The 20,538-nt window shown below is 68.9% G+C and carries 14 protein-coding genes, 1 other RNA gene and 7 pseudogenes; 10 read left to right on the top strand and 12 right to left on the bottom strand.

Going from position 1 to position 20,538, the window contains the following annotated elements:
• Positions 1-11 precede the first annotated feature (11 nt).
• Together AV541_RS01425 and AV541_RS01420 are read left to right on the top strand one after the other, a co-directional pair.
• Positions 12-641 carry a hypothetical protein gene (locus tag AV541_RS01425; RefSeq protein WP_082709616.1) on the top strand — a complete coding sequence of 210 codons (630 nt, stop codon included), beginning with the start codon at positions 12-14 and terminating at the stop codon, positions 639-641.
• A gap of 10 nt (positions 642-651) precedes the next feature.
• Positions 652-852 carry a hypothetical protein gene (locus AV541_RS01420; protein ID WP_060384075.1) on the top strand — a complete coding sequence of 67 codons (201 nt, stop codon included), beginning with the start codon at positions 652-654 and terminating at the stop codon, positions 850-852.
• 5 nt (positions 853-857) lie between these two features.
• Here AV541_RS01420 and AV541_RS13455 read toward each other — a convergent pair.
• The 3 genes and pseudogenes from AV541_RS13455 to AV541_RS11550 all read right to left on the bottom strand — a co-directional run bounded on the left by AV541_RS13455 (position 858) and on the right by AV541_RS11550 (position 3,146).
• A pseudogene (locus AV541_RS13455) lies at positions 858-1,171 on the bottom strand (hypothetical protein).
• Between the two features lie 241 nt (positions 1,172-1,412).
• A complete protein-coding gene (locus AV541_RS01415) occupies positions 1,413-2,111 on the bottom strand; it encodes a hypothetical protein (protein ID WP_060384074.1) in 699 nt (232 codons plus the stop codon).
• Positions 2,112-2,153: 42 nt separating this feature from the next.
• Positions 2,154-3,146, bottom strand: coding sequence for a hypothetical protein (locus AV541_RS11550; protein WP_060384073.1), 993 nt, complete (start codon positions 3,144-3,146; stop codon positions 2,154-2,156).
• 337 nt (positions 3,147-3,483) lie between these two features.
• Between AV541_RS11550 and thrS the strand changes: the two genes are divergently transcribed.
• From thrS to AV541_RS01395, 3 genes and pseudogenes are all read left to right on the top strand, one after another.
• Positions 3,484-5,463, top strand: a complete 1,980-nt coding sequence (gene thrS, locus AV541_RS01405; RefSeq protein WP_060384072.1) for a threonine--tRNA ligase — start codon at positions 3,484-3,486, stop codon at positions 5,461-5,463.
• A gap of 3 nt (positions 5,464-5,466) precedes the next feature.
• A pseudogene (locus AV541_RS13295) lies at positions 5,467-6,248 on the top strand (PaaX family transcriptional regulator).
• A 10-nt stretch (positions 6,249-6,258) separates the two neighbouring features.
• A pseudogene (locus AV541_RS01395) lies at positions 6,259-7,442 on the top strand (ABC transporter substrate-binding protein).
• A gap of 12 nt (positions 7,443-7,454) precedes the next feature.
• Here AV541_RS01395 and folE read toward each other — a convergent pair.
• From folE to AV541_RS01370, 5 genes and pseudogenes are all read right to left on the bottom strand, one after another.
• Complete coding sequence (gene folE / locus AV541_RS01390) at positions 7,455-8,075, bottom strand: GTP cyclohydrolase I FolE (RefSeq protein ID WP_008633832.1); 621 nt, start codon at positions 8,073-8,075, stop codon at positions 7,455-7,457.
• 38 nt (positions 8,076-8,113) lie between these two features.
• Positions 8,114-8,805, bottom strand: a pseudogene (locus tag AV541_RS01385) (gamma carbonic anhydrase family protein).
• Positions 8,786-9,165 (bottom strand): annotated as a pseudogene (locus tag AV541_RS01380) (NUDIX hydrolase). Before AV541_RS01380 ends, AV541_RS01385 begins: the two co-directional pseudogenes overlap by 20 nt.
• The gene (locus AV541_RS01375) at positions 9,156-10,016 is read right to left on the bottom strand and encodes a DUF1028 domain-containing protein (RefSeq protein WP_476756168.1); all 861 of its coding nucleotides are present in this window, start codon (positions 10,014-10,016) and stop codon (positions 9,156-9,158) included. The pseudogene AV541_RS01380 and the gene AV541_RS01375 overlap by 10 nt, the downstream one beginning before the upstream one ends.
• Positions 10,017-10,351: 335 nt before the next feature.
• A pseudogene (locus tag AV541_RS01370) lies at positions 10,352-11,028 on the bottom strand (hypothetical protein).
• A 30-nt stretch (positions 11,029-11,058) separates the two neighbouring features.
• Here AV541_RS01370 and AV541_RS01365 point away from each other — a divergent pair.
• Positions 11,059-12,324, top strand: a complete 1,266-nt coding sequence (locus AV541_RS01365; RefSeq protein ID WP_060384071.1) for a replication-associated recombination protein A — start codon at positions 11,059-11,061, stop codon at positions 12,322-12,324.
• A gap of 286 nt (positions 12,325-12,610) precedes the next feature.
• On the opposite strand, the gene AV541_RS01355 is transcribed toward AV541_RS01365, so the two are convergent.
• Positions 12,611-13,396 carry a carbohydrate ABC transporter permease gene (locus AV541_RS01355; RefSeq protein ID WP_060384070.1) on the bottom strand — a complete coding sequence of 262 codons (786 nt, stop codon included), beginning with the start codon at positions 13,394-13,396 and terminating at the stop codon, positions 12,611-12,613.
• A gap of 30 nt (positions 13,397-13,426) precedes the next feature.
• On the opposite strand from AV541_RS01355, the pseudogene AV541_RS01350 reads away from it, so the two are divergent.
• Positions 13,427-14,605, top strand: a pseudogene (locus tag AV541_RS01350) (CaiB/BaiF CoA transferase family protein); the annotation flags it as partial.
• 9 nt (positions 14,606-14,614) lie between these two features.
• On the opposite strand, the gene ffs reads toward AV541_RS01350, so the two are convergent.
• An RNA gene (gene ffs / locus AV541_RS01345) (signal recognition particle sRNA small type) lies at positions 14,615-14,709 on the bottom strand.
• A 19-nt stretch (positions 14,710-14,728) separates the two neighbouring features.
• On the opposite strand from ffs, the gene AV541_RS01340 reads away from it, so the two are divergent.
• Together AV541_RS01340 and AV541_RS01335 are read left to right on the top strand one after the other, a co-directional pair.
• The gene (locus AV541_RS01340) at positions 14,729-15,607 is read left to right on the top strand and encodes an ABC transporter ATP-binding protein (RefSeq protein WP_008633847.1); all 879 of its coding nucleotides are present in this window, start codon (positions 14,729-14,731) and stop codon (positions 15,605-15,607) included.
• A complete protein-coding gene (locus tag AV541_RS01335) occupies positions 15,600-16,370 on the top strand; it encodes an ABC transporter permease (protein WP_060384069.1) in 771 nt (256 codons plus the stop codon). Before AV541_RS01340 ends, AV541_RS01335 begins: the two co-directional genes overlap by 8 nt.
• Here the strand turns inward: AV541_RS01335 and AV541_RS01330 are convergent.
• The gene (locus AV541_RS01330) at positions 16,367-17,461 is read right to left on the bottom strand and encodes an aminopeptidase (RefSeq protein WP_060384068.1); all 1,095 of its coding nucleotides are present in this window, start codon (positions 17,459-17,461) and stop codon (positions 16,367-16,369) included. The two genes, AV541_RS01335 and AV541_RS01330, sit on opposite strands and share 4 nt — an antisense overlap.
• A gap of 20 nt (positions 17,462-17,481) precedes the next feature.
• Here AV541_RS01330 and AV541_RS01325 point away from each other — a divergent pair, with 20 nt between their 5' ends.
• Complete coding sequence (locus AV541_RS01325) at positions 17,482-18,489, top strand: E3 binding domain-containing protein (RefSeq protein ID WP_008633851.1); 1,008 nt, start codon at positions 17,482-17,484, stop codon at positions 18,487-18,489.
• A gap of 47 nt (positions 18,490-18,536) precedes the next feature.
• Here the strand turns inward: AV541_RS01325 and uvrB are convergent, their stop codons facing one another.
• Positions 18,537-20,537, bottom strand: a complete 2,001-nt coding sequence (gene uvrB / locus AV541_RS01320; protein ID WP_060384067.1) for an excinuclease ABC subunit UvrB — start codon at positions 20,535-20,537, stop codon at positions 18,537-18,539.
• Between the last annotated feature and the right edge of the window lies 1 nt (position 20,538).

Here is a 20,538-nt window from a genome sequence, read left to right as displayed (position 1 = left end):
GTTAGAATAGCATGGGCATGGCCTCGGACCTTTTGGAACGCCTGAGCGAGGACCTCGAGGTCCTCTCCCTCCACACCCGCGCCTACCTGGACGAGTTCGGCACCCTTCTTTGCTACCTCGAGGGGGGAAGGGGTGGGGGCACCACCCTCCTCCACGCCCCCTACGCCGAGGCCCTCCCCGTGCTCCAGGCCCTAAACGGCCTCGCCTTCCGGGGCCGGGTCCTCCTCGCCCTGGACCCCTCCCCCCTCTCCCCCACCCTGGAGGGCCTCCCCCTCACCGGGCCCACCCGCGCCCCCCTGGAGCACCTCCTCCGCCGCCACCGCCCGGACCGCCTCCTCCTGGCCTTTTACGGGCAAGGCCTGGGGCGGGGCTTCCCCGGGGGGAAGGAAACGGAGGCGGGCTGGCGGCCCCTCGAGGCCGAGGGCGAGCCCCTCCACCTCCGGGTGCGAAGCCCCACGGGCCTCGTCTACCCCGAGCGCCGGGCCTACCCCGCCTGGGAGAGCCCGCCCCTCCCCGTGGACCTGCCCGAGGCCGAGGGCCCCTACCTCGGGGGGGTAGGGCGGGCCCTGGGGGTTCCCACCTACGGGGTGGGGCTGGTAGACTTGAAGGCAAGCTTGGAGGCGCTTTTCCGCCTCTTCTAGGGAGGGAAGTATGGTGTACATCGCGCTGTTCGCCCTGGGTGCGGCCCTGGTGACCCTCTTCTTCTACCTCATCCTCAACCCGCGGGTCCTCACCACGGAAGGGGAGACCTTTGACCTCAGGTTCGTCCTCTTTATGCTCCTCCTCATCCTCCTGGCCGCGGGCACCGTGGCCCTGATGCTCCTCATCGGAAAGGCCTACCACCTGCTCTGAGGCGCCTAGGCGCCCTGGCCCTGGAGGTGCTCCAGGGCCTGCCGGGTAGCCTTGAGGACTGGCAGGAACTCTGGGGGAACACCCCTTCCAGGTGGGCCACGCAGACCCAAAGCCCCTCCACCAGCTCCCGCCCCTTCCTGCCCCCCCGGAGGGCGCTTCGCGCCAGGTGCTCAAGCCGCCGCGCCAGGCAGACCCTGGGCTCCCCCCACCCCGGCGCAGGGAGGCTCCTCCGCCCCCGAGCAGAAGGCGTAGGCCCTCTCGTAGAGGGGGGCAAGCTCCCCTGGCCCAAGGGCCCCGCGTGGGCCGCGGCCAGGCGCAGGTAGCGGGCGTGGCGGGCGCGCCGGACCTCCCACCTCCATACCCCGAGTACGCCCCTTCGCCCACGGCAAAAGACCCCCGACTACCTGGCGGACCGCCTGGGGTTTCCCGCCCTCTTCCTCCTGGCGGCGGGCCTCTACGCCCTGCCCCTCTACGCCGGGAGGAGGCTTCCCGAGGAGGGGTAGGCCGTGGCAAAAGACCCCCGGAGGGGGCCGAACCCCCTCCGGGAGGCAACTTGACGGCTACTGCACGTTCACCGTGCCGGTGGCGAAGCCCAGGTTGCTGACGCCGTCCTGGGCCGTCACCAGGATGGTGTGGGAGCCGACGTAGTTGGGCGCCGTGGCAGAACCGGACAGCGTACCACTGCTGTTGGCAACCGCCACCGTGTAACGGAACCAGGTGTACCCGCCCACCGTGGCCTGGCTCCAGTAACCACTCACGCTGATGGAGCCCGCAGCCGTCACGTCGTCGGAAACGGAGCCGGCGATCGTGATGCTCCCGGTAGGCGTGGCCGTGCTAGGCAGGTTCAAGGTGACGCTCGGAGCGGTCTTGTCGGAAGCGGGCTGGCTCACGGTGACCCCGAGGTCCTTCACAGCGTAGTTGCCCGCGCTGTCCACAGCGTAGACCACGTACTGGGCCCCGGCCAGCGCCTTCACGGACCCGACCAGGCCGTAGTCCACCAGGTTCGTCCCGAGCTTCAGGGCCACCCGCGTGGTGGTGCTCCCCACCCCGCCGGAAGCGGTGGCCGAAACAGTGAAGTTGTTACCAGCCGAGGGGTTGGTGTTGCTCACGCTCACGCCGCTCAGCGTGATGGTGGCGTCCGCGAGGGTGAGGTTGTTGTAGGTGACGATGGGGGATGCGGGCGCGTTCTTGTTGCCCAGGGCGTCTTCCACCGCGACGAGCTGGAGGTTGTACTGCATGCCGTTGGTCAGCCCGCTCACCGTCACCCCGGCGGAAGGATCGCCAGGCAGGGTCGCGGTGACCTAAGCCCCCACGCCCGAAGAAGGCACGAACTTGACGGTGTAGACTATGCCTCCGACACCGCCATCGGTAGCACCGGTGCCCCGGAAGAGGGTCTGGGAGTTGAAGTAGCTCAGGGAGAGGTTGGAGGGGGTATCAAAGTCAAAGTCCACTAGAGGCCTGCGGGCCTCAATGTCGCCACCGTTGGGGTGCACGTTGTCCAGACCAAAGGTAACGGAAGGTCCCGAGGCAACTTGAACCGTGACCGAACCGCTTACCGAAGAATTGCTGGACTTGGCGAACTTCAGCTGGGGCTGGCCCGAAACGGGCACGGCGCTCGCACGAGTACCAGTTACGGTAATGTTAATGTTGGTGGACGTAAGGCTACCCCCAGCGCCGCCGGAAGCGCTCAGGGTGAAGGGGGAAGAAGTACCGGAAATGGTGTAGGTCGCCCCGGAGTAGTTGACGATGTCCACGGTCACGTAGACGTCCCCGTTCCCGTACCACTTGGTGCTCCCCACGGTCACCGGGGCCTTGGGGTTGTCCGTCTGGCTCACGATGAGGCCACGGACGTAGTCCTTGTTCAGGAAGGTCACCTGGGTGCTGGCGCTCTTGGTGTTGTTGTTGACGTCGGTGACCTCCACCGTGAGGGTGTGGGTACCGTTCAGGAACTTGGGCTGGTTGGTGGTGGGGTCAAGCTGGGCGGTGTTGATGGAGATGGTGTACTGAAGCGCCTGGGGACGGAGCCCCTGCACGGTGATCTGGTTCACCTGCTGGCCGTCCACCTTGGCCACGATGGTCTTGACCTGGGCCCCCTCGTTGACGTTGACCCCGATGTTCACCGTGCCCTGCAGGGCGCCCGCTCTAGGCAGGGTGATGCCCACGCTGGTCACATTGCCCGTGCCGCCGCCCCCACCACCGCCGCCGGTGCCGGCCTGCTGCCCGCACCCCGCGAAGAGCAGGGCCAGGCCGCCCGCAAGGGCGAAACCCAACGTCTTTAGCCTGTTTCCCTTCATAGCCTCCTTACCTCCCTTTCTCTGCGTGCTCCGGGAAGGTTTCCGCCGTTGCCCTTCCCGGCTCCGGCGCCGCGCGGGCCGGACCCGCTTGCCTTGAAGCCCTTCTCGCGCGGCATCCGAGGCTAATCTTACGCACACCCCTCCCTCATGTCAAGCCGGTCGGCCCGTGTCTTAAGGCTTCCCTTTAGCCTTCTCTTTCCGCACTTGGGCCACGCGTTTCACCCCCTTTCTCCAAGTTGCCCCGGCCCCGTCAGGCCAGGGTCAGGGGGAGCACGGGAGGCCTGAACGAGGCCTGAAGCAAGGGCGAAGCCGGGTAAATGCCCGTATAGTAGAGGGCATGACGGTCTACCTGCCGGACGGCAAGCCCCTGGAGCTCCCCGAGGGGGCCACGGCGAAGGACGTGGCCCGGGCCCTCGGGGAGGGCTGGGAGAGGCGGGCGGTGGGGGCCATCGTGGACGGGGAGCTCTACGACCTCCTAAAGCCCCTTCCCCAGGGGGCGAAGGTGCGCCTCCTCACGGAGAAGGACCCCGAGTTCCAGACCCTCTTCCGCCACACCCTGGCCCACGTCCTGGCCCAGGCGGTGAAGGAGTTCTTCCGGGAGAAGGGCTACGATCCGGAAAGCGTGAAGCTCGGGGTGGGACCGGTGATAGAAAAGGGCTTCTACTATGACATAGAAGCCCCCGAGCCCCTCTCCGACGAGGACCTGCCCGCCATAGAGGCGAAGATGCGGGAGATCCTCAAGCGGGACCTCCCCCTAAAGCGCTTCGTCCTCTCCCGGGAGGAGGCCCTCGCCCGCTACCGGGGAAAGGACCCCTACAAGACGGAGCTCATCCTGGAGATCCCCGAGGGGGAGGAGATCAGCTTCTACCAGCAGGGGGACGAGGCCTATGGCTTCACCGACCTCTGCCGCGGCCCCCACGTCCCCTCCACGGGCCGCATCCCCCCCCACTTCAAGCTCACCCACGTGGCGGGGGCCTACTGGCGGGGGGATGAGAAAAGGCCCATGCTGCAGCGGGTCTACGGGGTGGCCTTCCGCACCGCCGAGGAGCTTAAGGAGTACCTCTGGCAGCTGGAGGAGGCCAAGAAGCGGGACCACCGGCGGCTTGGGCGGGAGCTGGAGCTTTTCCTCATCGACCCTATGGTGGGGAAGGGGCTTGTGCTTTGGCTTCCCAAGGGAAACGTGGTCCGGGAGGAGCTCATGGCCTTCATGCGGGAGGAGCAGGTGAGGCGGGGCTACCAGCTCGTGACCACGCCCCACATCGGGAGCCTAGAGCTCTACAAGACCAGCGGCCACTACCCCTACTACGCGGAAAGCCAGTTCCCCCCCATCAGCTTCAAGGAGCGGGGCGAGGAGGAGGCGTACCTCCTCAAGCCCATGAACTGCCCCCACCACATCAGGATCTACGCCTACCGGAAGCGCTCCTACCGGGAGCTTCCCCTAAGGCTTGCCGAGTTCGGCACCGTCTACCGCTACGAGAAGGCGGGGGAGCTTTTGGGCCTCACCCGGGTCCGGGGCTTCACCCAGGACGACGCCCACATCTTCTGCACCCCCGAGGAGGTGAAGGGGGAGTTCCTGGGGGTCTTGGACCTGGTCCTTAAGGTCTTCGCCACCTTGGGGCTTAAGGACTACCGGGCCCGGATCGGGGTGCGGGACCCGAGAAGCGACAAGTACGTGGGGGACGAGGCCAAGTGGGCCCTGGCGGAAAGGCAGATTGAGGAGGCCGCGGCCGAGGCCGGGCTCCGGTACACGGTGGAGGAGGGGGACGCCGCCTTCTACGGCCCCAAGCTGGACTTCGTGGTGAAGGACGCCCTGGGGCGGGAGTGGCAGCTCGGCACCATCCAGGTGGACTACAACCTGCCCGAGCGCTTCGGGCTGACCTACGTGGGCAAAGACGGGGAGGAGCACCGCCCCGTCATGATCCACCGCGCTCCCTTCGGGTCCTTGGAGCGCTTCATCGGCATCCTCATTGAGCACTTCGCCGGGGACTTCCCCCTGTGGCTCGCCCCGGTGCAGGCGGTGGTGGTCCCCGTGTCCGAGAAGCAGGAGGACTACGCCCGGGAGGTGGCGGGTAGGCTCAAGGAGGCGGGCCTACGGGCCGAGGCCGACACCCGGCCCGAGAGGATGCAGGCCCGGATCCGGGACGCCGAGGTGCAGAAGGTGCCCTACGTCCTCGTGGTGGGGGAGCGGGAGAAGGCCGAAGGAGCGGTGAGCGTGCGCCGCCGGAAGAAGGGCAACCTGGGGACGATGCCCCTCGCCGCCTTCCTGGAGGGGGCCCTCAGGGAGTACCGGGAAAGGCGGCTTGAGCCTGTCTTCTAGGGCATGCGGGCCAGGTCCACCATCTTCACCCTGTTCGTGGAGTACGTCTACCCGGAACGGGCGGCCCGGGTGCGGGACCTCGTGGCCATGATGGCCGCCCTGGGCTTCTCGGAGATGGCGGTGCGGGCGGCGCTTTCCCGGAGCGCCAAGCGGGGCTGGGTGGTGCCCAAGCGGGAGGGGCGGGCCGCCTACTACGCCCTCTCCGACCGGGTCTACTGGCAGGTACAGCAGGTGCGCCGCCGCCTCTACGGCGCCCTCCCCCGTGGGACGGGCGCTTCCTCCTCGTCCTTCCCGAGGGGCCCAAGGAGCGGGGGGAGAGGGAAAGGTTCCGGCGGGAGATGGCCCTTTTGGGCTACGGGGGGCTACAGAGCGGGGTCTATCTGGGGGTCGGGGTGGACCTCGAGGCCACCCGGGAGCTCCTCGGCTTCTACGGCCTCGCCGCCACCTGCTTCCAAGGGGAGCTTCTCGGGGGAAAGGAGGAGGTCCTCAGGGCCTTCCCCCTGGAGGAGGCCAAGGCGGGCTACGGGCGGCTTTCCGCCCTCCTGGGTCAAAGCCCCGAGGACCCCGTGGAGGCCTTCCGCCACCTCACCCGGCTCGTCCACGAGGCGAGGAAGCTCCTCTTCCTGGACCCCGGCCTCCCCCAGGAGCTCCTCGGCCCCGGCTTTCCGGGGCCAAAGGTGCGCCGCCTCTTCCTTTCGGCCCGGGAGGAGCTGAGGGCCCGGGCGGCCCCCTTCCTCAAGGGCCTTTCCCTCCCCCTTTCAGACCTCTCACCCGTTTCCCGGTAGGCTTAGGGGCATGAGGGGACTTCCCGCCCTTCTGCCCGTTCTTTCCCTGGCCTTGGCCCAGACGGTCATCCCCTTCTGGCACACCGCAGGCCCCCCCGGCGACCGGGTCCTGGAGGAGGCGATCCGCTCCTTCAACGCGGGCCAGAACGCCTACCGGCTCGAGGCCCGGTACGTGGGGGACTACCGCGAGGCCGGGGTGAAGCTCCTCGCGGCCTTGCGCTCCGGAAGGCCGCCTGCCCTCTTCCACGCCGAGCTCTCCTTCCTGCCCCGCCTCGCCAAGGAGGGGCTCGCCCTTCCCCTGGACGCCTACCTCCAGGACCTGCCCCAGGACCTCTACCCCGCGCCCCTCAAGGCGGGCCAGGTGCAGGGAAGGACCTACGGCCTTCCCCTCGGGGTCTCGGTCCCCGCCCTCTACTACAACAAAGACGCCTTCCGCGCCAAGGGGCTCAAGCCCCCAGGACCTGGGCCGAGGTGGAGCGGGCGGCGGAGGCGCTCACCAGCCGCACCGCCAAGGGGATGGTGATCGCCACCGACGTGTGGAGCTTCAACGCCATCGTCATGAGCCTGGGGGGAAGCCTGGTGAAGGACGGGCTTCCCGCCTTCACCTCCAAGGAGGCGGTGGAGGCCTTGGAGATGCTTTACCGCATGGTGCAGAAGGGGCACGCCCAGGCCAGGAACCTGGCAGAGGCCCAGTTCGCCGTGGCCGACTTCCTCAGGACCAAGGCCTTCATGGGGATCGGCCCCACCACGGCCCTCCCTGTGGTCCTGGCCCAGACCGCCCTGCCCTTCCAGGTGGGGTACGCCCCCTTGCCCCGCGTTGCGGACGGGGCCGTTCCGCTTTCGGGGGCGGTCCTCGTGGTCCTCAAGGGGGCGGGCCCCGAGGAGGCCCGGGGGGCGGTGGCCTTCTGGCGCCACTTCCTGGAACCCAAGCGCCAGGCGGACTGGGTGCGCACCACCTGGTACCTGCCCTTGAGGCGGGCGGCGGAGGCGGAGCTTAAGGACTTCCTCCAGGACCCCGAGCGGCGCGCGGTTTTCGCCCAGGTGGAGGTGGCCCGTCCCTGGAGCCAAGACCCGGAGATGGTGGTCTGGTACGGCTACCTGGAGGAGGCCCTGGAGAGAAGCCTCAAGCAGGGGGTAAAGCCCAGGGTGGCCCTCGAGGAGGCCCAGAAGAAGGCCCTGGCGGCGGAGCGTTGACCGGGCGGGGCCTTAGGCCGTCCCGTCCCTGAGGTGGCTCAAAAACTCCTCCCGGGTCTTCTGGTTCTCCCGGAAGACCCCCAGCATGGCGCTCGTCACGGTGCGGGAGTGCTGCTTCTCCACCCCCCGCATCATCATGCAGAGGTGGACCCCTTCCACCACCACCCCCACCCCCTGGGGCTCCAGAACCTCCTGGATGGCCTCGGCGATCTGGACCGCGAGGCGCTCCTGCACCTGGAGCCTGCGGGCGAACATGTCCACGATGCGGGCGAACTTGGAGAGGCCCAGGATCTTCCCGTCGGGGATGTAGCCGATGTGGACCTTGCCGAAGAAGGGAAGGAGGTGGTGCTCGCACATGGAGTAGAACTCCACGCCCTTCACCACCACCATCTCGCTCCCCTCCGCGGGGAAAACGGCGCCGCCCACCACCTCCTCCAGGCGCTGCCGGTAGCCCCGGGTGAGGAAGGCCCAGGCCTTGGCCACCCGCTCCGGCGTCTTCAAAAGCCCCTCGCGGCCGGGGTCTTCCCCGATGACCTGGAGCCACTCGGCAGCCAGGGCCTGAAGGCGCTCCAGATCCACCTCGGTCGCGAAGGTCAAGCCCGTGTCTTCAAGCTCCACCATCTTGCGCTCCATGCTGCCCCTTTCTTGCCCCCCGCTCTGTGGCCCCGGGCTCACTCGGGAGCGAGGAGCCCCTCCGCCAGAAGGGGCAAGGCCTCCTCCGGGTCCAGGGGAAAGCCCTGGGCCGCCCGCCTGAGGACCTCGAGGGCCTCCCGCCGCGTGCGCTTGAGCCGAAGGTGCACCTCGCTGAAGGGGTTCAGGGCGTCCTGACCCCTCAGGGTGAGGCGGTAGCGCCGTGGGGGCGCCACGGGGAAGAGGGCCTTCCGGTAGCGTTCGGCAAGGGCCCGGTAGCGGGGGGCATTCCCGGGAGGATCCACGGGGCGAACCACCCGGGCCGGGACCCCGAGGGCGAGCCTCCCCTCGGGCACCTCCATACCCGGCGGTACCACCGCCCCCGCGCCCACCACGGCGTTTTTGCCGATCCTCGCCCCGTTCAGCACCACCGCCCCCATGCCCACGAGGGCCCCTTCCTCCACCACCGCCCCGTGGACCACCGCCCGGTGGCCCACGGTGACCCCGGGGCCCAAAAGGCAGGGAAACCCAGGGTCGGCGTGGAGCACGGCCCCGTCCTGGACGTTGGTCCCGGGGCCCACCACCACCCTTTCCAGGTCCCCCCGGACCACCGCCCCAAACCAGATGGAGGCCCCTTCCCCACCTCCACCGCCCCCACCACGTAGGCCCCGGGGGCGATGAAGGCCGTGGGGTGGACCGCAGGGGTCTTGTCCTCAAAGCGGTAGACGCTCAAGGGCCACCTCCAAAAGCCCCAGGTCCTCGGGGAAGGCAAGGAGGGTGCGGGCCTCCTCGGGGGAAAACCAGCCCGTCCCGGTCATGCCCTCCTCCAGGCGGGGCGCCCCCTCCCCCGCATGAGGAACCAGTGCACCTCCCGCTCCACCCCCTTGGGGTTGACGTAGCGGGTGGGGTAGAGGGGAAGGAGGACCTCGGCCCTAATCCCCGTCTCCTCCCAGACCTCCCGCACCGCCGCCTCCTCCAGGCTCTCCCCCGGCTCCGGGTGGCCCTTGGGGAAGACCCAGAAGCCCATGCGGTCGCGAAGGAGGAGGACCTCCCGTTTGGCGTTGAAGACCACGCCCCCGGCCCCTAGCTCCATCCGTACCTCCCCTTGAGGTAGCTTAGGGTGGCCTCGTCCACCTCGGGCCCGCCTTGGTAGCGCTCCTCCAGGTTCTCCATGCCAATCAGGGCCAAAAAGGCGCGCTCCGTGGCCTCGTCAAAAACCCCGTGCGCCTCCCCGGCGTAAAGCCCGAGGCGCCCGAGCACCCCCTGGAAAAAGCGCACCTCCTCCTCGGTGAGGGGGCGGCGCTCCTTAGGCCGTTCAAAGAGGAGGCGGTGGAGGGAGAGGAGCCGGAAGAGCTCGTCTATGGGCTCGGGGTGGTCGTCCACGCGGAGGTCCACGTACCGGTCCCAAAGCCCCCCGTACCCCTTTCCCTCCCCCACCACCAGGAGGGCGGCGGACTGTTTCCCCCGCCTGTCCCCCCCGCCTTCTCCCCCGCCTTCAGGGCGAGGAGGAGCCGCTCGGGAAACGGGGCCTTGGCGGTGAGGAAGGTCTCCACCATGGCCTCCACCACCTCGCCCCCGAAAGGAGGTTCCCCTGGGCGGCGAAGCCCTTACCCGCCACCCCCCGGCCCAGGGGTGGCACTCGGCCCCGGTGAAGGTGAGGCTCTCCCCCGTGGCCGCCACCAGGCCGAACTGGCGTTTCTCCAGATCGGGGTCGGTGCGGCGGAAGGCCTCGAGGACCCCTTCCGGGCTTGCCCCCTGGCGGAGGAGGGCGAGACCCTGGGGCCCGTAGCGGGGGTTGGCGTAGGACTGGGTGGCGATGGCCCCCACCCCCGCCTCGGCGAAGGGGACCACCGCCCCCACCGCCAGGAACTTGCTGGCCACGGCCACGCCCAGGTCCCCGGTCTTGGGGTCTTGGGCCACCAGGGAGAAGGTCGCCACCCGCATGCCCTTATCCTAAGGGCCTTCCCGTGGTAGAGTGGGGGGATTGGTGCACCCATGGAGATTGGGCGGTCCTGGACCCCCCCGGAGGAAGCGCCCGGTGGGGCGGTAAAGGAAAATCGGGGGCGGCTTCCCCGCCCCCGGGCACCTTTAGGACTACTCCTCTTCGCGCTCTCCGTAGGTTTCCAGGGCCTCTTTCCAGGCCTCGCTGATGGCTTTCCCCTGCTCCATGGTCCACCTCCTTAAGCCCCAGGGTAGGGGAAGCCCGAGGGAAGCCGGGGGCTCTAGGGGGCAGACCCGTACACCCCTTGTGGGTGTAGGGACGAGGAGGCTACACCGCTTCAGGACTGGAGGAGGGCCTCGGCCTCGAGGCGGGCGAGCACCTTCTCAAAGCTCCCCCCCGCCAGCGCTCCACCGCGTAGGCCGAGAGGGGAAACCGGGCCTGGAGCCGCTTGAGGAGGCCCAGGGCGTCCTCGGGGCGGCCCCCCTGGAGGACGAGGAGGTACCCCCCCCGAAGCCTAAAGGCCAGATCCCCCCGCCTGAGCTCCGCCTCCAGCCTCTCGGGCGGGGCCTCCGTGGCCAGGTAGACGAGGACCAAGGGCCGCCTTAAGGCGAGCCCCTCCAGGGCCCCGGCGAGGCGCAGGAGGTCCTCCCGCTCCCCCACCCCCGGCAGGGGGGGAAGGAGGGGGGCCTCCCGCCCCGTCCCCAGGAAGAAGGCCACCCCCAGGGCCAAAGCCCCGAGCACCCCCCCAAGGGCGGCGTAGCCGGGGGGGTCAGACCCCACCAGGCGCAGGGCGCCTTCCAGGGCGCGCTCAAAGGCCAGAAGGCTGAGCCCCAGCACCAGGGCGAGCTGGACGGGGAAGGCCACGGGGAAGCGGGAGTAGAGGCTCGCCACGGCGGCAAGGAGTAAGGCGGCGAGAAGAGCGCCCCACCCCGCCGTCCCCACGGGGTCCGCCACGGCCAGGGGGAGGAGGCCAAGGAGGAAAGACCCCCACGGCAAGAGAAATAGGGCCCACATTCTCCCCAAGCCTACCACAGGCCCTTTACCATGGGGGAAGTGGAACCCCTGGCCGAGCGCCTCAGGCCCCGAAGCTTAGACGAGGTCCTGGGCCAGCCCCACCTCACCGGCCCCAAGGGGCTTCTAAGGCGGATGCTGGAGGCAAGGCGGCTTTCCTCCATGGTCCTCTTCGGCCCCCCGGGCACGGGTAAGACCACCCTGGCGAGGCTCCTCGCCGAGGGGGTGGGAAGGCCCTTCCTAAGGCTCTCCGCGGTGGAGGCGGGGCTTAAAGAGGTACGCCAGGCCGTGGAGGAGGCCAAGGCGAAGGGGGGTCTTGTCCTCTTCCTGGACGAGATCCACCGCTTCAACAAGGCCCAGCAGGACGCCCTTCTGCCCCACCTGGAGTCGGGCCTCCTCACCCTCATCGGGGCCACGGCGGAAAACCCCGCCTTCGCCCTCGTCCCCGCCCTCCGCTCCCGCCTCCGCCTCTTCCCCTTAAGGCCCCTGGGGGAGGCCGACCTCCTCGCCCTCCTCAAGCGGGCCCTCGAGGACCCAAGGGGCCTTCCCGGCACGCCCTACGAGGAGGAGGCCCTCAGGGTTCTCGCCCAGGCGGCCGGGGGCGACGCCCGCTTTGCCCTGAACACCTTGGAGCTCGCCGCAAGCTTCGGCCGGGTGGACCTAGGGAGCGTGCGGGAGGCCCTGGGGGCAGAGCGCTTCGGCATGGACCGGGAGGGGGACCGGTTTTACGACCTGGTCTCCGCCCTCCACAAGTCCATCCGGGGAAGCCACGTGGACGCCGCCCTCTATTACCTGGCGAGGCTCCTTCAGGGCGGGGCCGACCCCCGCTACCTGGCCCGCAGGCTCATCCGGGTGGCGGTGGAGGACGTGGGCCTCGCCGATCCCCTGGCCCTCCGCCTCGCCGTGGCCGCCAAGGAGGCCTACGAGGCCCTGGGAAGCCCAGAAGGGGAGCTCGCCCTGGTGGAGGCGACGGTCTACCTGGCCTTAGCCCCCAAGAGCAACAGCCTCTACGCCGCCTGGAAAAGGGCCCAGGAGGCGGCCAAGGCCCACCCCGAGGCCGAGGTCCCCCTGAACCTGAGAAACGCCCCCACCGGCCTCGCCCGCGCCCTGGGGCACGGGGAGGGGTACGCCTATTACCACGAGGATAAGGAGGGTAGCTTCGCCCAAACGTACCTTCCCGAAGGCCTGGAGGGCCTCACCCTCTTCGAGGCCACGGGGGAAGGGTGGGAGGAGCGGGTGCGGGAAAGGCTAAAGGCGCTTAGGGGGCGGTTCCAAACCGCCAGGCAGCGGAGAGGCTGAGGAGCACCCCCGAATCAAACCCTCCGAGAAGCCCCACCTCCCCGATCCCCTCCCCACCGTAGACCTCCCAGAGAGCTGGTAAGCCAGGTAGGGCAGAAGGAGGGCGGGCGACCGGCCGCCAAAGGGGTTCGTCATCAGGGTTGCCCCCAGGGAGAACCCCGCCCCGCGGGCGGGCTCCGGGGGCCGCAGCATAGCCACGGGGAGGCACCCGGAAAGGACGAACGCCAGGCCTAGGGCGCGCACAGCCTTCACCCCCTTTCCCTAAGCCCTCAGGGTATCCGTGCAGCTACCCTTTCAGCCCCTCCTCAAAGGTGGCCACCACCCGCCGTTCAAAGAGGAGGTAGAGGAGGGCGATGGGGAGAACGCTGAAAAGGGCCGCCGCCGAGAGGAGGCCCCAGTCCGTGGGGTACTTGCGCTGCAGGTCTGTGAGCCAGGTCTGGAGCGTCCAAAGCCCCGGGTCGGAGACCACCACCCGGGGGTAAAGGACCAGGTTCCAGTGGGCGGCGAAGGCCAAAACCCCGGCCGCCACCAGGGTGGGGCGCACCAAGGGGAGGAGGATGCGGAAAAGGAGGACCCGGTGCCCGGCCCCGTCCAGCTTGGCCGCCTCCAGAAGCTCCTCGGGTACGGCCCGCATGCCCTGGTAAACGAGGTAGATGACGAAGGGGCTCGCGGCGAAGGGCAGAAGCAGGGCCCAGAAGGTCTCCAGCAGGGCAAGGTTCTTCAGGACCCCGTAAAGGGGCACCAGCAGAAGCTCGGTGGGCACCGCCATGAGCACCAGGTAAAAGGGGAGAAGCCCCAGGCCCGCCCTCAGGGCGTAGGCCGCCAAAAGGCCGGTAAGGAGCTGCAGGAAGACCACGGTGGAGGAAAGGCCCAAGGAGAAGAGGAGCCGCTCCCAGAAGCCCTCCTTGGCCAAACCCCGCACATTCTCCAGGCTGAAGCCGACCTTGGAAAAGATCTCCCCAGAGTAGACCGCCTCCTTGGGCATGAAAGCGGCGTAGGCCATCCAGAGGAAGGGGAGGAGGACGGCAAGGAGCACCGCAAGCGCCAAGGCGTGCCGGAGGAAGCGGCCCACCCCCCCACTATACCGGCGTAAGATGCCCCTATGAAGCCCCTTTCCGGCCTCAAGGTCCTGGACCTCTCCCGGGTCCTGGCTGGGCCCCTTTGCACCATGATCCTGGCCGACCTGGGGGCCGAGGTCACCAAGGTGGAGCCCCCTTGGGGGGACGAAACCCGGGGCTGGGGCCCGCCCTTCGTCCAGGGGGAAAGCGCCTACTTCCTGGCGGTGAACCGGGGCAAGCGAAGCCTGGCCTTGGACCTGAAGGCCAAGGAGGGCCAGGAGGTGGTGCGCCGCCTCGCCCAGAAGGCGGACGTCCTGGTGGAGAACTTCAAGACCGGGGACCTCAGGCGCTTCGGCCTGGACTACGAGAGCCTAAAGCCCCTAAACCCCCGCCTCATTTACCTCTCCATCACCGGCTTCGGCCACACCGGGCCTAGGGCCAAGGAACCCGGCTACGACGCCGCCTTACAGGGCTACACCGGCATCATGTCCGTGACCGGGGAGCCCGAAGGCCCCCCCATGAAGGTGGGGGTGGCCTGGATCGACGTGATGACGGGGATGATGGGGGCGGTGGCGGTGCTCTCCGCCCTTTACGAGCGGGAGCAAAGCGGCCTGGGCCAGCACATCGACCTCTCCCTTTTTGACGTGGGCCTCTTCGCCCTGGCCAACCTGGGGGAAAGCTACCTCCTCACCGGGAGGCCCCCAAGGCGGCTGGGGAACGCCCACGCCCAGATCGTCCCCTACGGGGCCTTCCCCGCAGAGGACGGCTGGCTCGTCTTGGCGGTGGGCAACGACGAGCAGTTTGTAAGGCTCTGCCAGGCCGTGGGCCTTCCCTGGCTTGCAGAGCGCTTCCCCACAAACGCCGAGCGCGTGGCCCACCGGGAGGCGGTGGTGGAAGCCCTTTCCCAAACGCTCCAAGCCCGCCCCCGGGCCTACTGGCTGGAAAAACTCAAGGAGGTGGGCGTCCCCGCCGCCCCCGTGAACGACCTGAAGGAGGCCTTCCAGGACCCCCAGGCCGAGGCCCGGGGAGCGGTCTGGACCCTCCCCCACCCTCTCCTGGGCACCCTTCCCACCCTGGCCAACCCCTTGCGCTTCCTCTCCCGGACCCCCGCGGGGCCGGGCCTTCCCCCGCCCCTTCTTGGGGAGCACACGCGGGAGGTCCTCCTCGAGGCGGGCTACACCTCGGAGGCAGTGGCAGACCTGATCCAAAGGGGAATCGCCAAGGAAGCGCCCCCGGCTTCCCAGCGGCGCCCGGACCAAGGCGCTTAGGGCTGCTTCCTTCCGGACCTGACCCGGTTCACGCCTGGCCCGCCGCGCTGGACCGGGGGCTTAAGTAGTATAGCACCCATGGAAGCCCTTAGGCTAGAGGGCATCGGCAAGCGCTACGGCCGCAAGCCCATCCTCGAGGGGGTAAGCCTCGCCGTGCGCCCGGGGGAGGTCTACGCCCTGGCGGGCCCCAACGGCTCGGGCAAGACCACCCTGATCCGCCTGGTGACCGGCCTGGCCTTCCCCACGGCAGGCCGGGCCCTGGTCCTGGGGGAGGACGTGCACAAAAACCCTGGGGCCCGGCGCCACCTGGGGGCGGTGGTGGAGGCCCCCGCGGCCTTCTACCCCTACCTCACCGGCCGGGAGAACCTCAGGATGCACGCCCACCTGGCGGGGGTGCGGGAGGAGGGCCGGCTGGGGGAGGTCCTGGCCCGGTTGCGGCTTCTGGCGGTGGCCGACCAGAAGGTGGCAAGCTACTCCCTGGGCCAGCGGCAACGCCTGGGCCTGGCGGCGGCCATCCTGCCCAGGCCCAAGGTGCTGGTGCTGGATGAACCCACCAGCGGCCTGGACCCCGAGGGGGTGGCCCTGGTCCACGGCCTCCTGCGGGAACTGGCCCAGGAGGGGGTGGCGGTCCTCCTCTCCACCCACCACCTGCAGGAGGTGGCCCAGTACGCCCACAAGGTGGGGATCCTGGGGGGCGGGCGGCTTCTGGACGAGGTGGCCCTTTCGGGCAAGGAGGCCTACCGCCTCGAGGCCGACCCCCCGGAGGGCGCCTTAGCCCTCCTCAAAACCCTGCCCCAGGTGCGCTCCGCGCGGCTCCAGGGGAGGGCGTTGGTCTTTGAGGGAGACCCCGAGGCAGCCCTAAAGGCCCTTTTGCAGGAGGGCTACCGGGTGCGGGCCCTACACCCCCAGCGCTTTGACCTGATGGCCTACTACCAGGAGCGGGTGAAGCATGCTTAGGCTCTTCTCCTTTGAGGTCTATAAACTCTTCCGGCTCCGCTCGGTGCAGCTTGGCCTGCTGGCCGCCTTCCTCCTGCCCTTCCTCTGGGCGTTGGCCCCCGGGCTCAAGGAGGTCTACGGCTTGGTCCTGGCCTCGGGCTGGCAGGTGGTGGCCCTGAGCCTTTTGGCGGGCATGGAGTTTCTCTTCCCGTTCCTAGTGGTCATGGCCGCCAGCGAGGCCCTGGGAAGCGAGGTGGCCCAGGGCACCCTCAAAAGCCTCCTCCTCCGCCCCCTCCCCCGGAGCCTCCTCCTCCTGGCCAAGCTCTTAGCCCTCCTCCTCTACCCCTTCGTCCTCCTGGCGGTGAGCTTCCTGGGAGGGCTCCTGGCCGGCCTGCCCCACGGCCTGGGCCCCTTCTACGGGGGCACGGGGGTGGGGGCAGGGGGGTTCGCCGGGGCGGGGCTTCTGAGCCCCCAGGCGGCCCTCGCCGAGCTCCTGAGGGCCCACCTCCTCGCCGGGGCCGTGCTCCTTCCCCTCGCCTCCTTGGCCCTCCTCTACGGGACCGTCTTCCTCTCCACCACGGCGAGCGCCCTGGCCGCCGTGGCCACCCTGCTCCTCATGCGCCTCCTGGTGGCCTTCCCCGCCCTCACCCCCTTCCTCCTCACCACCTATTTGGACCTCCACCTGCGGCCGGAGGCGGCCGGCCTGGGACTTCCCCTCCTTTTCATCTACACCCTGGGCTTCGCCTTTTTGGCGGCCTTGGTCTTTGAGCGCAAGGACCTCTAGGCCTCCCAGGGATGGGGCACGGGAAGGCCCACGAAGCGCCCGTCCACCAGGAGGGGCTCCCCGTCCAGGAGAAGCTCCCCCTCCTTGAGGGAAAGCACCAGGTCCAGGTGCAGGGCGCTTTCGTTCCTCCCCCCGGTCTCGGGATAGCTCCGGCCCAGGGCCAGGTGGACCGTGCCCCCCATCTTCTCGTCCAGGAGGACGAGGCCGGTGGGCCGGTCCAGGGCGAAGTTGGTGCCGATGCCCACCTCCCCAAGCCGCCGGGCCCCCTCGTCGGTGGCCAAGGCCGCCCGCAAGTAGTCCTCCCCCACCTCAGCCCTGGCCTCCACCACCTGTCCTTCCTGGAAGCGCAGGTAGACCCCCTCCACCCGCCTTCCCCCAACGAAGGCGGGGAGGTTGAAGCGCACCTCCCCCTCGGCGGAGTCCTCCACGGGGCCGGTGAAGACCTCCCCCGAGGGCATGTTGCGCCGCCCGTCAGAGTTCACCCAGGTCCTTCCCGCCACGGAAAGGCGGAGGTCGGTACCTGGAGCCCGGATGCGAAGCTCCTTGCCCTGGGAAAGCCTCCGGATAAGCCCCTCCTGGAAGCGGGAGAGCTCCTGCCAGGCGGCCACGGGGTCCTCCCGGTCCAGGAAAAAGGCCCGCTGCAGATAGGCCCGGAACTCCTCCGTCCCCATCCCCGCCCCCACGGCGTAGCCCACCGTGGGGTAGAGGGTGAGGGCCCAGCGCTTCCCCAAGCGGAGCTCGGCGAGGGGGCGCCAAGCCCGCTGCCTGCGCAGGGCCAAGGCGGGGTCCACCGCAACCGCCTCCAGGGGGTTCTCTGCGGAGAGGACGCGCAGAAACTTATCCGCCCGCTGGTAGAGGACAAGCTCCGCCTCCGGGACCTCCTCTAGCCAACGCCCGCCGAAGAGGAGGAAATCCCGCTCCTCCCCGGGGTAGCTCAGGCGGATGAGAGGGTAAGCGCCCCGGCGCAGGAGGGCCCGCTTTAGGTGGGGAAGAAGGGGGAGGGCCGGGGTTTCCGCCTCCACCAAGACCACCTCCCCGGGCTGGGCCTCGAGGCAGTACGCCGCCAAAAGCTCAGCGAAGCGCGCTTCCACCCTGCTATCATAGGGCCAAGATGGAAGAACCCAAAATCACGCCCCTGGCCCGGCGCCTCGCCGAGGAGAACGGGATTGACTGGCGCCAGATCCAAGGCACGGGCCCCGACGGGACCATCCTGGAGCGGGACATCCTGGCCTACCTGGCCAAGGTCATGGCCGGGGAGGTGGACCTTCCCCCCCAGCCCGAGGCCCCGCCCCCGCCCCCCAGGGAGGACGAGCTGAAGCGGGCCCAGGAGGTCCTGGGCCGGGAAGGGGTGGACCTCGCCGAGGTCATCCCCCAGGAGCCCGAGCCCACCCCCTCGCCCCTCACCCTGGAGGAAGAGGAGCTGGACTTCCCCGAGGTGGAGCTGGACCTCTCCTTAGAGGAGGAAGAGGTCCTCCTGGCAGAGGAGCCAGAGGCCGCTTTCCTCGAGGCCTGGGAGGAGGGGGGACCGCCCGAGGAAGCCCTCCTGGAGGAGGCCTGGGAGGAAGACCTCCTCCCCGCCGAGGAACCTTCCCTAGCCCCGGAGGAGGCGCCCCCGGCCGCGGAACCCCTTCCCCCTTTGCCCCAGGCGCAGGAGGAGGCGGGGATCGCGGCGGCCCCAGCCCCTGTGGCCCCTTCCCCGCTCCTCCGCGTCCACCGCAGGCGGGTGGCCCTCGAGGCCCTGGAGGAGGCCATGGCCCTCTTCCAGCGGGTCCACGGGGTGGAGAAGACCCTTCTCCCCTTCCTCCTCCGGGCCGCGGAGCGGGCCCTCGTAGAGCTGGAAATCCCCTTGCAGCCCCTCGTGGGCCAAGTGGAGGGCGAAAAGGTATGGGGGCTTAAGCCTTCCTCCGCCTTCCTCGCCCTCTTCCGGGAGGCGGGCGGGGAGGAAGGGGAGGGCCTTCTCTGCTTCTACGGGGAGGAGGAGGTCCACACCGGCAGGCCCAGCCTCTTCCTCTCCCCCGAAGGCCTCCTCGCCGCCTCGGGGCTGGAACCCCCCCTGGGGCAAAGGCTCCTGGAGCGGGTGGCCCTCTACCTGGAAAACCCCCTCCTCCTCCTCGCCTGAGGGCGCACCTTAGGGCCCCCACCGCAGCGAAAGCCGCGGTGGGGTCCTCACCTCCTCTTCCGCTTCCGCCGCCCCCCGGGGACGGGCTCGGGGGTCCTCACGCCCTGGAGGCGGGCCTCGAGGGCCCTAAGCTCGTCCCTAAGCCTCGCCGCCCGCTCAAAGTCCAAAGCCTCCGCCGCCTGCCACATCTGTAGCTCCAGCTCGGCAATCCGCTCCCGCAGGTCCTCCGTCTCCAGCTCCTCGCCTAAGGGGGCCTCCTCGTACCCCTCGGGGCGGATGATGGCCCTTACCTCCTTGCGCACGGTCTCCGGGACGATGCCGTGCTCCCGGTTGTAGGCCTCCTGAATGGCCCTCCTGCGGTTGGTCTCCTGGATGGCCCGCTCCATGGCCTCGGAGACCCGGTCGGCGTAGAGCCAGACCTCACCCCGGGCGTTCCTAGCCGCCCGGCCGATGGTCTGGATGAGGCTCCTTTCGCTCCTTAGGAAACCCTCCTTGTCCGCGTCCAAAATGGCCACCAAGGAGACCTCAGGGATGTCCAGCCCCTCGCGGAGGAGGTTGATCCCCACCAAGCAATCGTAGTGGCCAAGCCTTAGGTCCCGGATCAGGGCCTGGCGCTCAAAGGCGTCCAGCTCGTGGTGGAGGTAGCGGGCGCGGATGCCGTGCTCTACCAGGAAGCTCGTGAGCTCCTCGGCCATGCGCACGGTGAGGACCGTGACCAGGGTGCGCTCCCCCCTTGCCGCCCTTTCCCGTATCCCCTCCATGAGGTCCAGGATCTGGTTCTCCGTGGGCTTCACCACCACCAGGGGGTCCAAAAGCCCCGTGGGGCGGATGATCTGCTCCACCACGCGGCCCGAATGTTCTAGCTCAAAGGGCCCCGGGGTTGCGGAGACGAAAACCACCTGATGGACCCGCTCCAGGAACTCCTCAAAGCGAAGGGGCCGGTTGTCCAAAGCCGAGGGGAGGCGGAAGCCGTAGTCCACCAGGGTCTTCTTGCGCACGTAGTCCCCCCGGTACATCCCCTGAAGCTGGGGCACGGTCACGTGGGACTCGTCGATGAGGACCAGAAAGTCCTCGGGGAAATAGTCCAAGAGGGTGTAGGGAGGTTCCCCCGGGGCTTTGCCGGTGAAGTAGCGGGCGTAGTTCTCCACCCCCGGGCAGGTGCCCATGACCCTAAGCATCTCCAGGTCGTAAAGGGTGCGCTCCTTGAGGCGCTGGGCGTAGAGGACCTCCCCCCTTTCCTCAAAGTAGCGGACCCTTTCCCAGAGTTCCTTTTCTATTTCCTTCAGGATCTCCTCAAGCCCTTCCGGGCTTAGGTAGTGGGTAGCGGGGAAGAGGACGAATCCGGGAAGCTCCCTGAGCCTTTCCCCGGTGACGGGGTGGACCTGGGTGATGCGCTCTACCTCGTCGCCAAAGAGCTCCACCCGGATGGGCTCGGTCTCATAGGCGGGGAAAACCTCCAAAACCTCCCCCTTGGCCCGGAACCGGCCCGGGGAGAGGTCAAGGTCATTCCGGGTATAGCCCAGCTCCAGAAGCCTCTCCAACAGGGCCTCCCGGGGGTAGACCGCCCCCCTTTCCACCACCAGGTTCCTGGCCCTATACTCCCTGGGGTCCCCCAGGCCGTAGATGGCCGAGACCGAGGCCACCACCACCACGTCCTTGCGGGTGAGGAGGCTCCGGGTGGTGGAGTGGCGCAGGCGCTCAATCTCGGGGTTGATGCTGGCGTCCTTCTCAATGTAGAGGTCCTTCCCCGGCACATAGGCCTCAGGCTGGTAGTAGTCGTAGTAGCTGATGAAGTACTCCACGGCGTTTTCCGGGAAGAGCTCCCGGAACTCCGCCGCCAGCTGGGCGGCCAGGATCTTGTTGGGGGCCAGGACCAAAGCAGGCCGCCCCAGGGCCTCTATCACCTTGGCCATGGTCACCGTCTTCCCCGTGCCCGTGGCCCCCAGGAGGGTGACGAACCTTTCCCCATCCCCAAGGGCCTCCACGAGCTCCCGTATGGCCTTGGGCTGGTCCCCCTTGGGCTCTGGGCCTTGGTAGCGGAAGGTCATC

The organism is Thermus parvatiensis (assembly GCF_001535545.1).
GTDB classification, from domain to species: Bacteria; Deinococcota; Deinococci; order Deinococcales; family Thermaceae; genus Thermus; species Thermus parvatiensis.
The sequence above is the reverse complement of the archived record's forward strand: the minus strand, read 5'-3'. Positions and strand labels throughout refer to the sequence as shown.

What these genes read in the sequence shown, in the direction of transcription:
- AV541_RS01425 (WP_082709616.1), top strand. Translation starts at nt 12, where the DNA reads ATGGGCATGGCCTCGGACCTTTTGGAACGCCTGAGCGAGGACCTCGAG.
- AV541_RS01420 (WP_060384075.1), top strand. Translation starts at nt 652, where the DNA reads ATGGTGTACATCGCGCTGTTCGCCCTGGGTGCGGCCCTGGTGACCCTC.
- AV541_RS11550 (WP_060384073.1), bottom strand. Translation starts at nt 3,146, where the DNA reads ATGAAGGGAAACAGGCTAAAGACGTTGGGTTTCGCCCTTGCGGGCGGC.
- thrS (WP_060384072.1), top strand. Translation starts at nt 3,484, where the DNA reads ATGACGGTCTACCTGCCGGACGGCAAGCCCCTGGAGCTCCCCGAGGGG.
- folE (WP_008633832.1), bottom strand. Translation starts at nt 8,075, where the DNA reads ATGGAGCGCAAGATGGTGGAGCTTGAAGACACGGGCTTGACCTTCGCG.
- AV541_RS01375 (WP_476756168.1), bottom strand. Translation starts at nt 10,016, where the DNA reads ATGCGGGTGGCGACCTTCTCCCTGGTGGCCCAAGACCCCAAGACCGGG.
- AV541_RS01365 (WP_060384071.1), top strand. Translation starts at nt 11,059, where the DNA reads ATGGGGGAAGTGGAACCCCTGGCCGAGCGCCTCAGGCCCCGAAGCTTA.
- AV541_RS01340 (WP_008633847.1), top strand. Translation starts at nt 14,729, where the DNA reads ATGGAAGCCCTTAGGCTAGAGGGCATCGGCAAGCGCTACGGCCGCAAG.
- AV541_RS01335 (WP_060384069.1), top strand. Translation starts at nt 15,600, where the DNA reads ATGCTTAGGCTCTTCTCCTTTGAGGTCTATAAACTCTTCCGGCTCCGC.
- AV541_RS01325 (WP_008633851.1), top strand. Translation starts at nt 17,482, where the DNA reads ATGGAAGAACCCAAAATCACGCCCCTGGCCCGGCGCCTCGCCGAGGAG.
- uvrB (WP_060384067.1), bottom strand. Translation starts at nt 20,537, where the DNA reads ATGACCTTCCGCTACCAAGGCCCAGAGCCCAAGGGGGACCAGCCCAAG.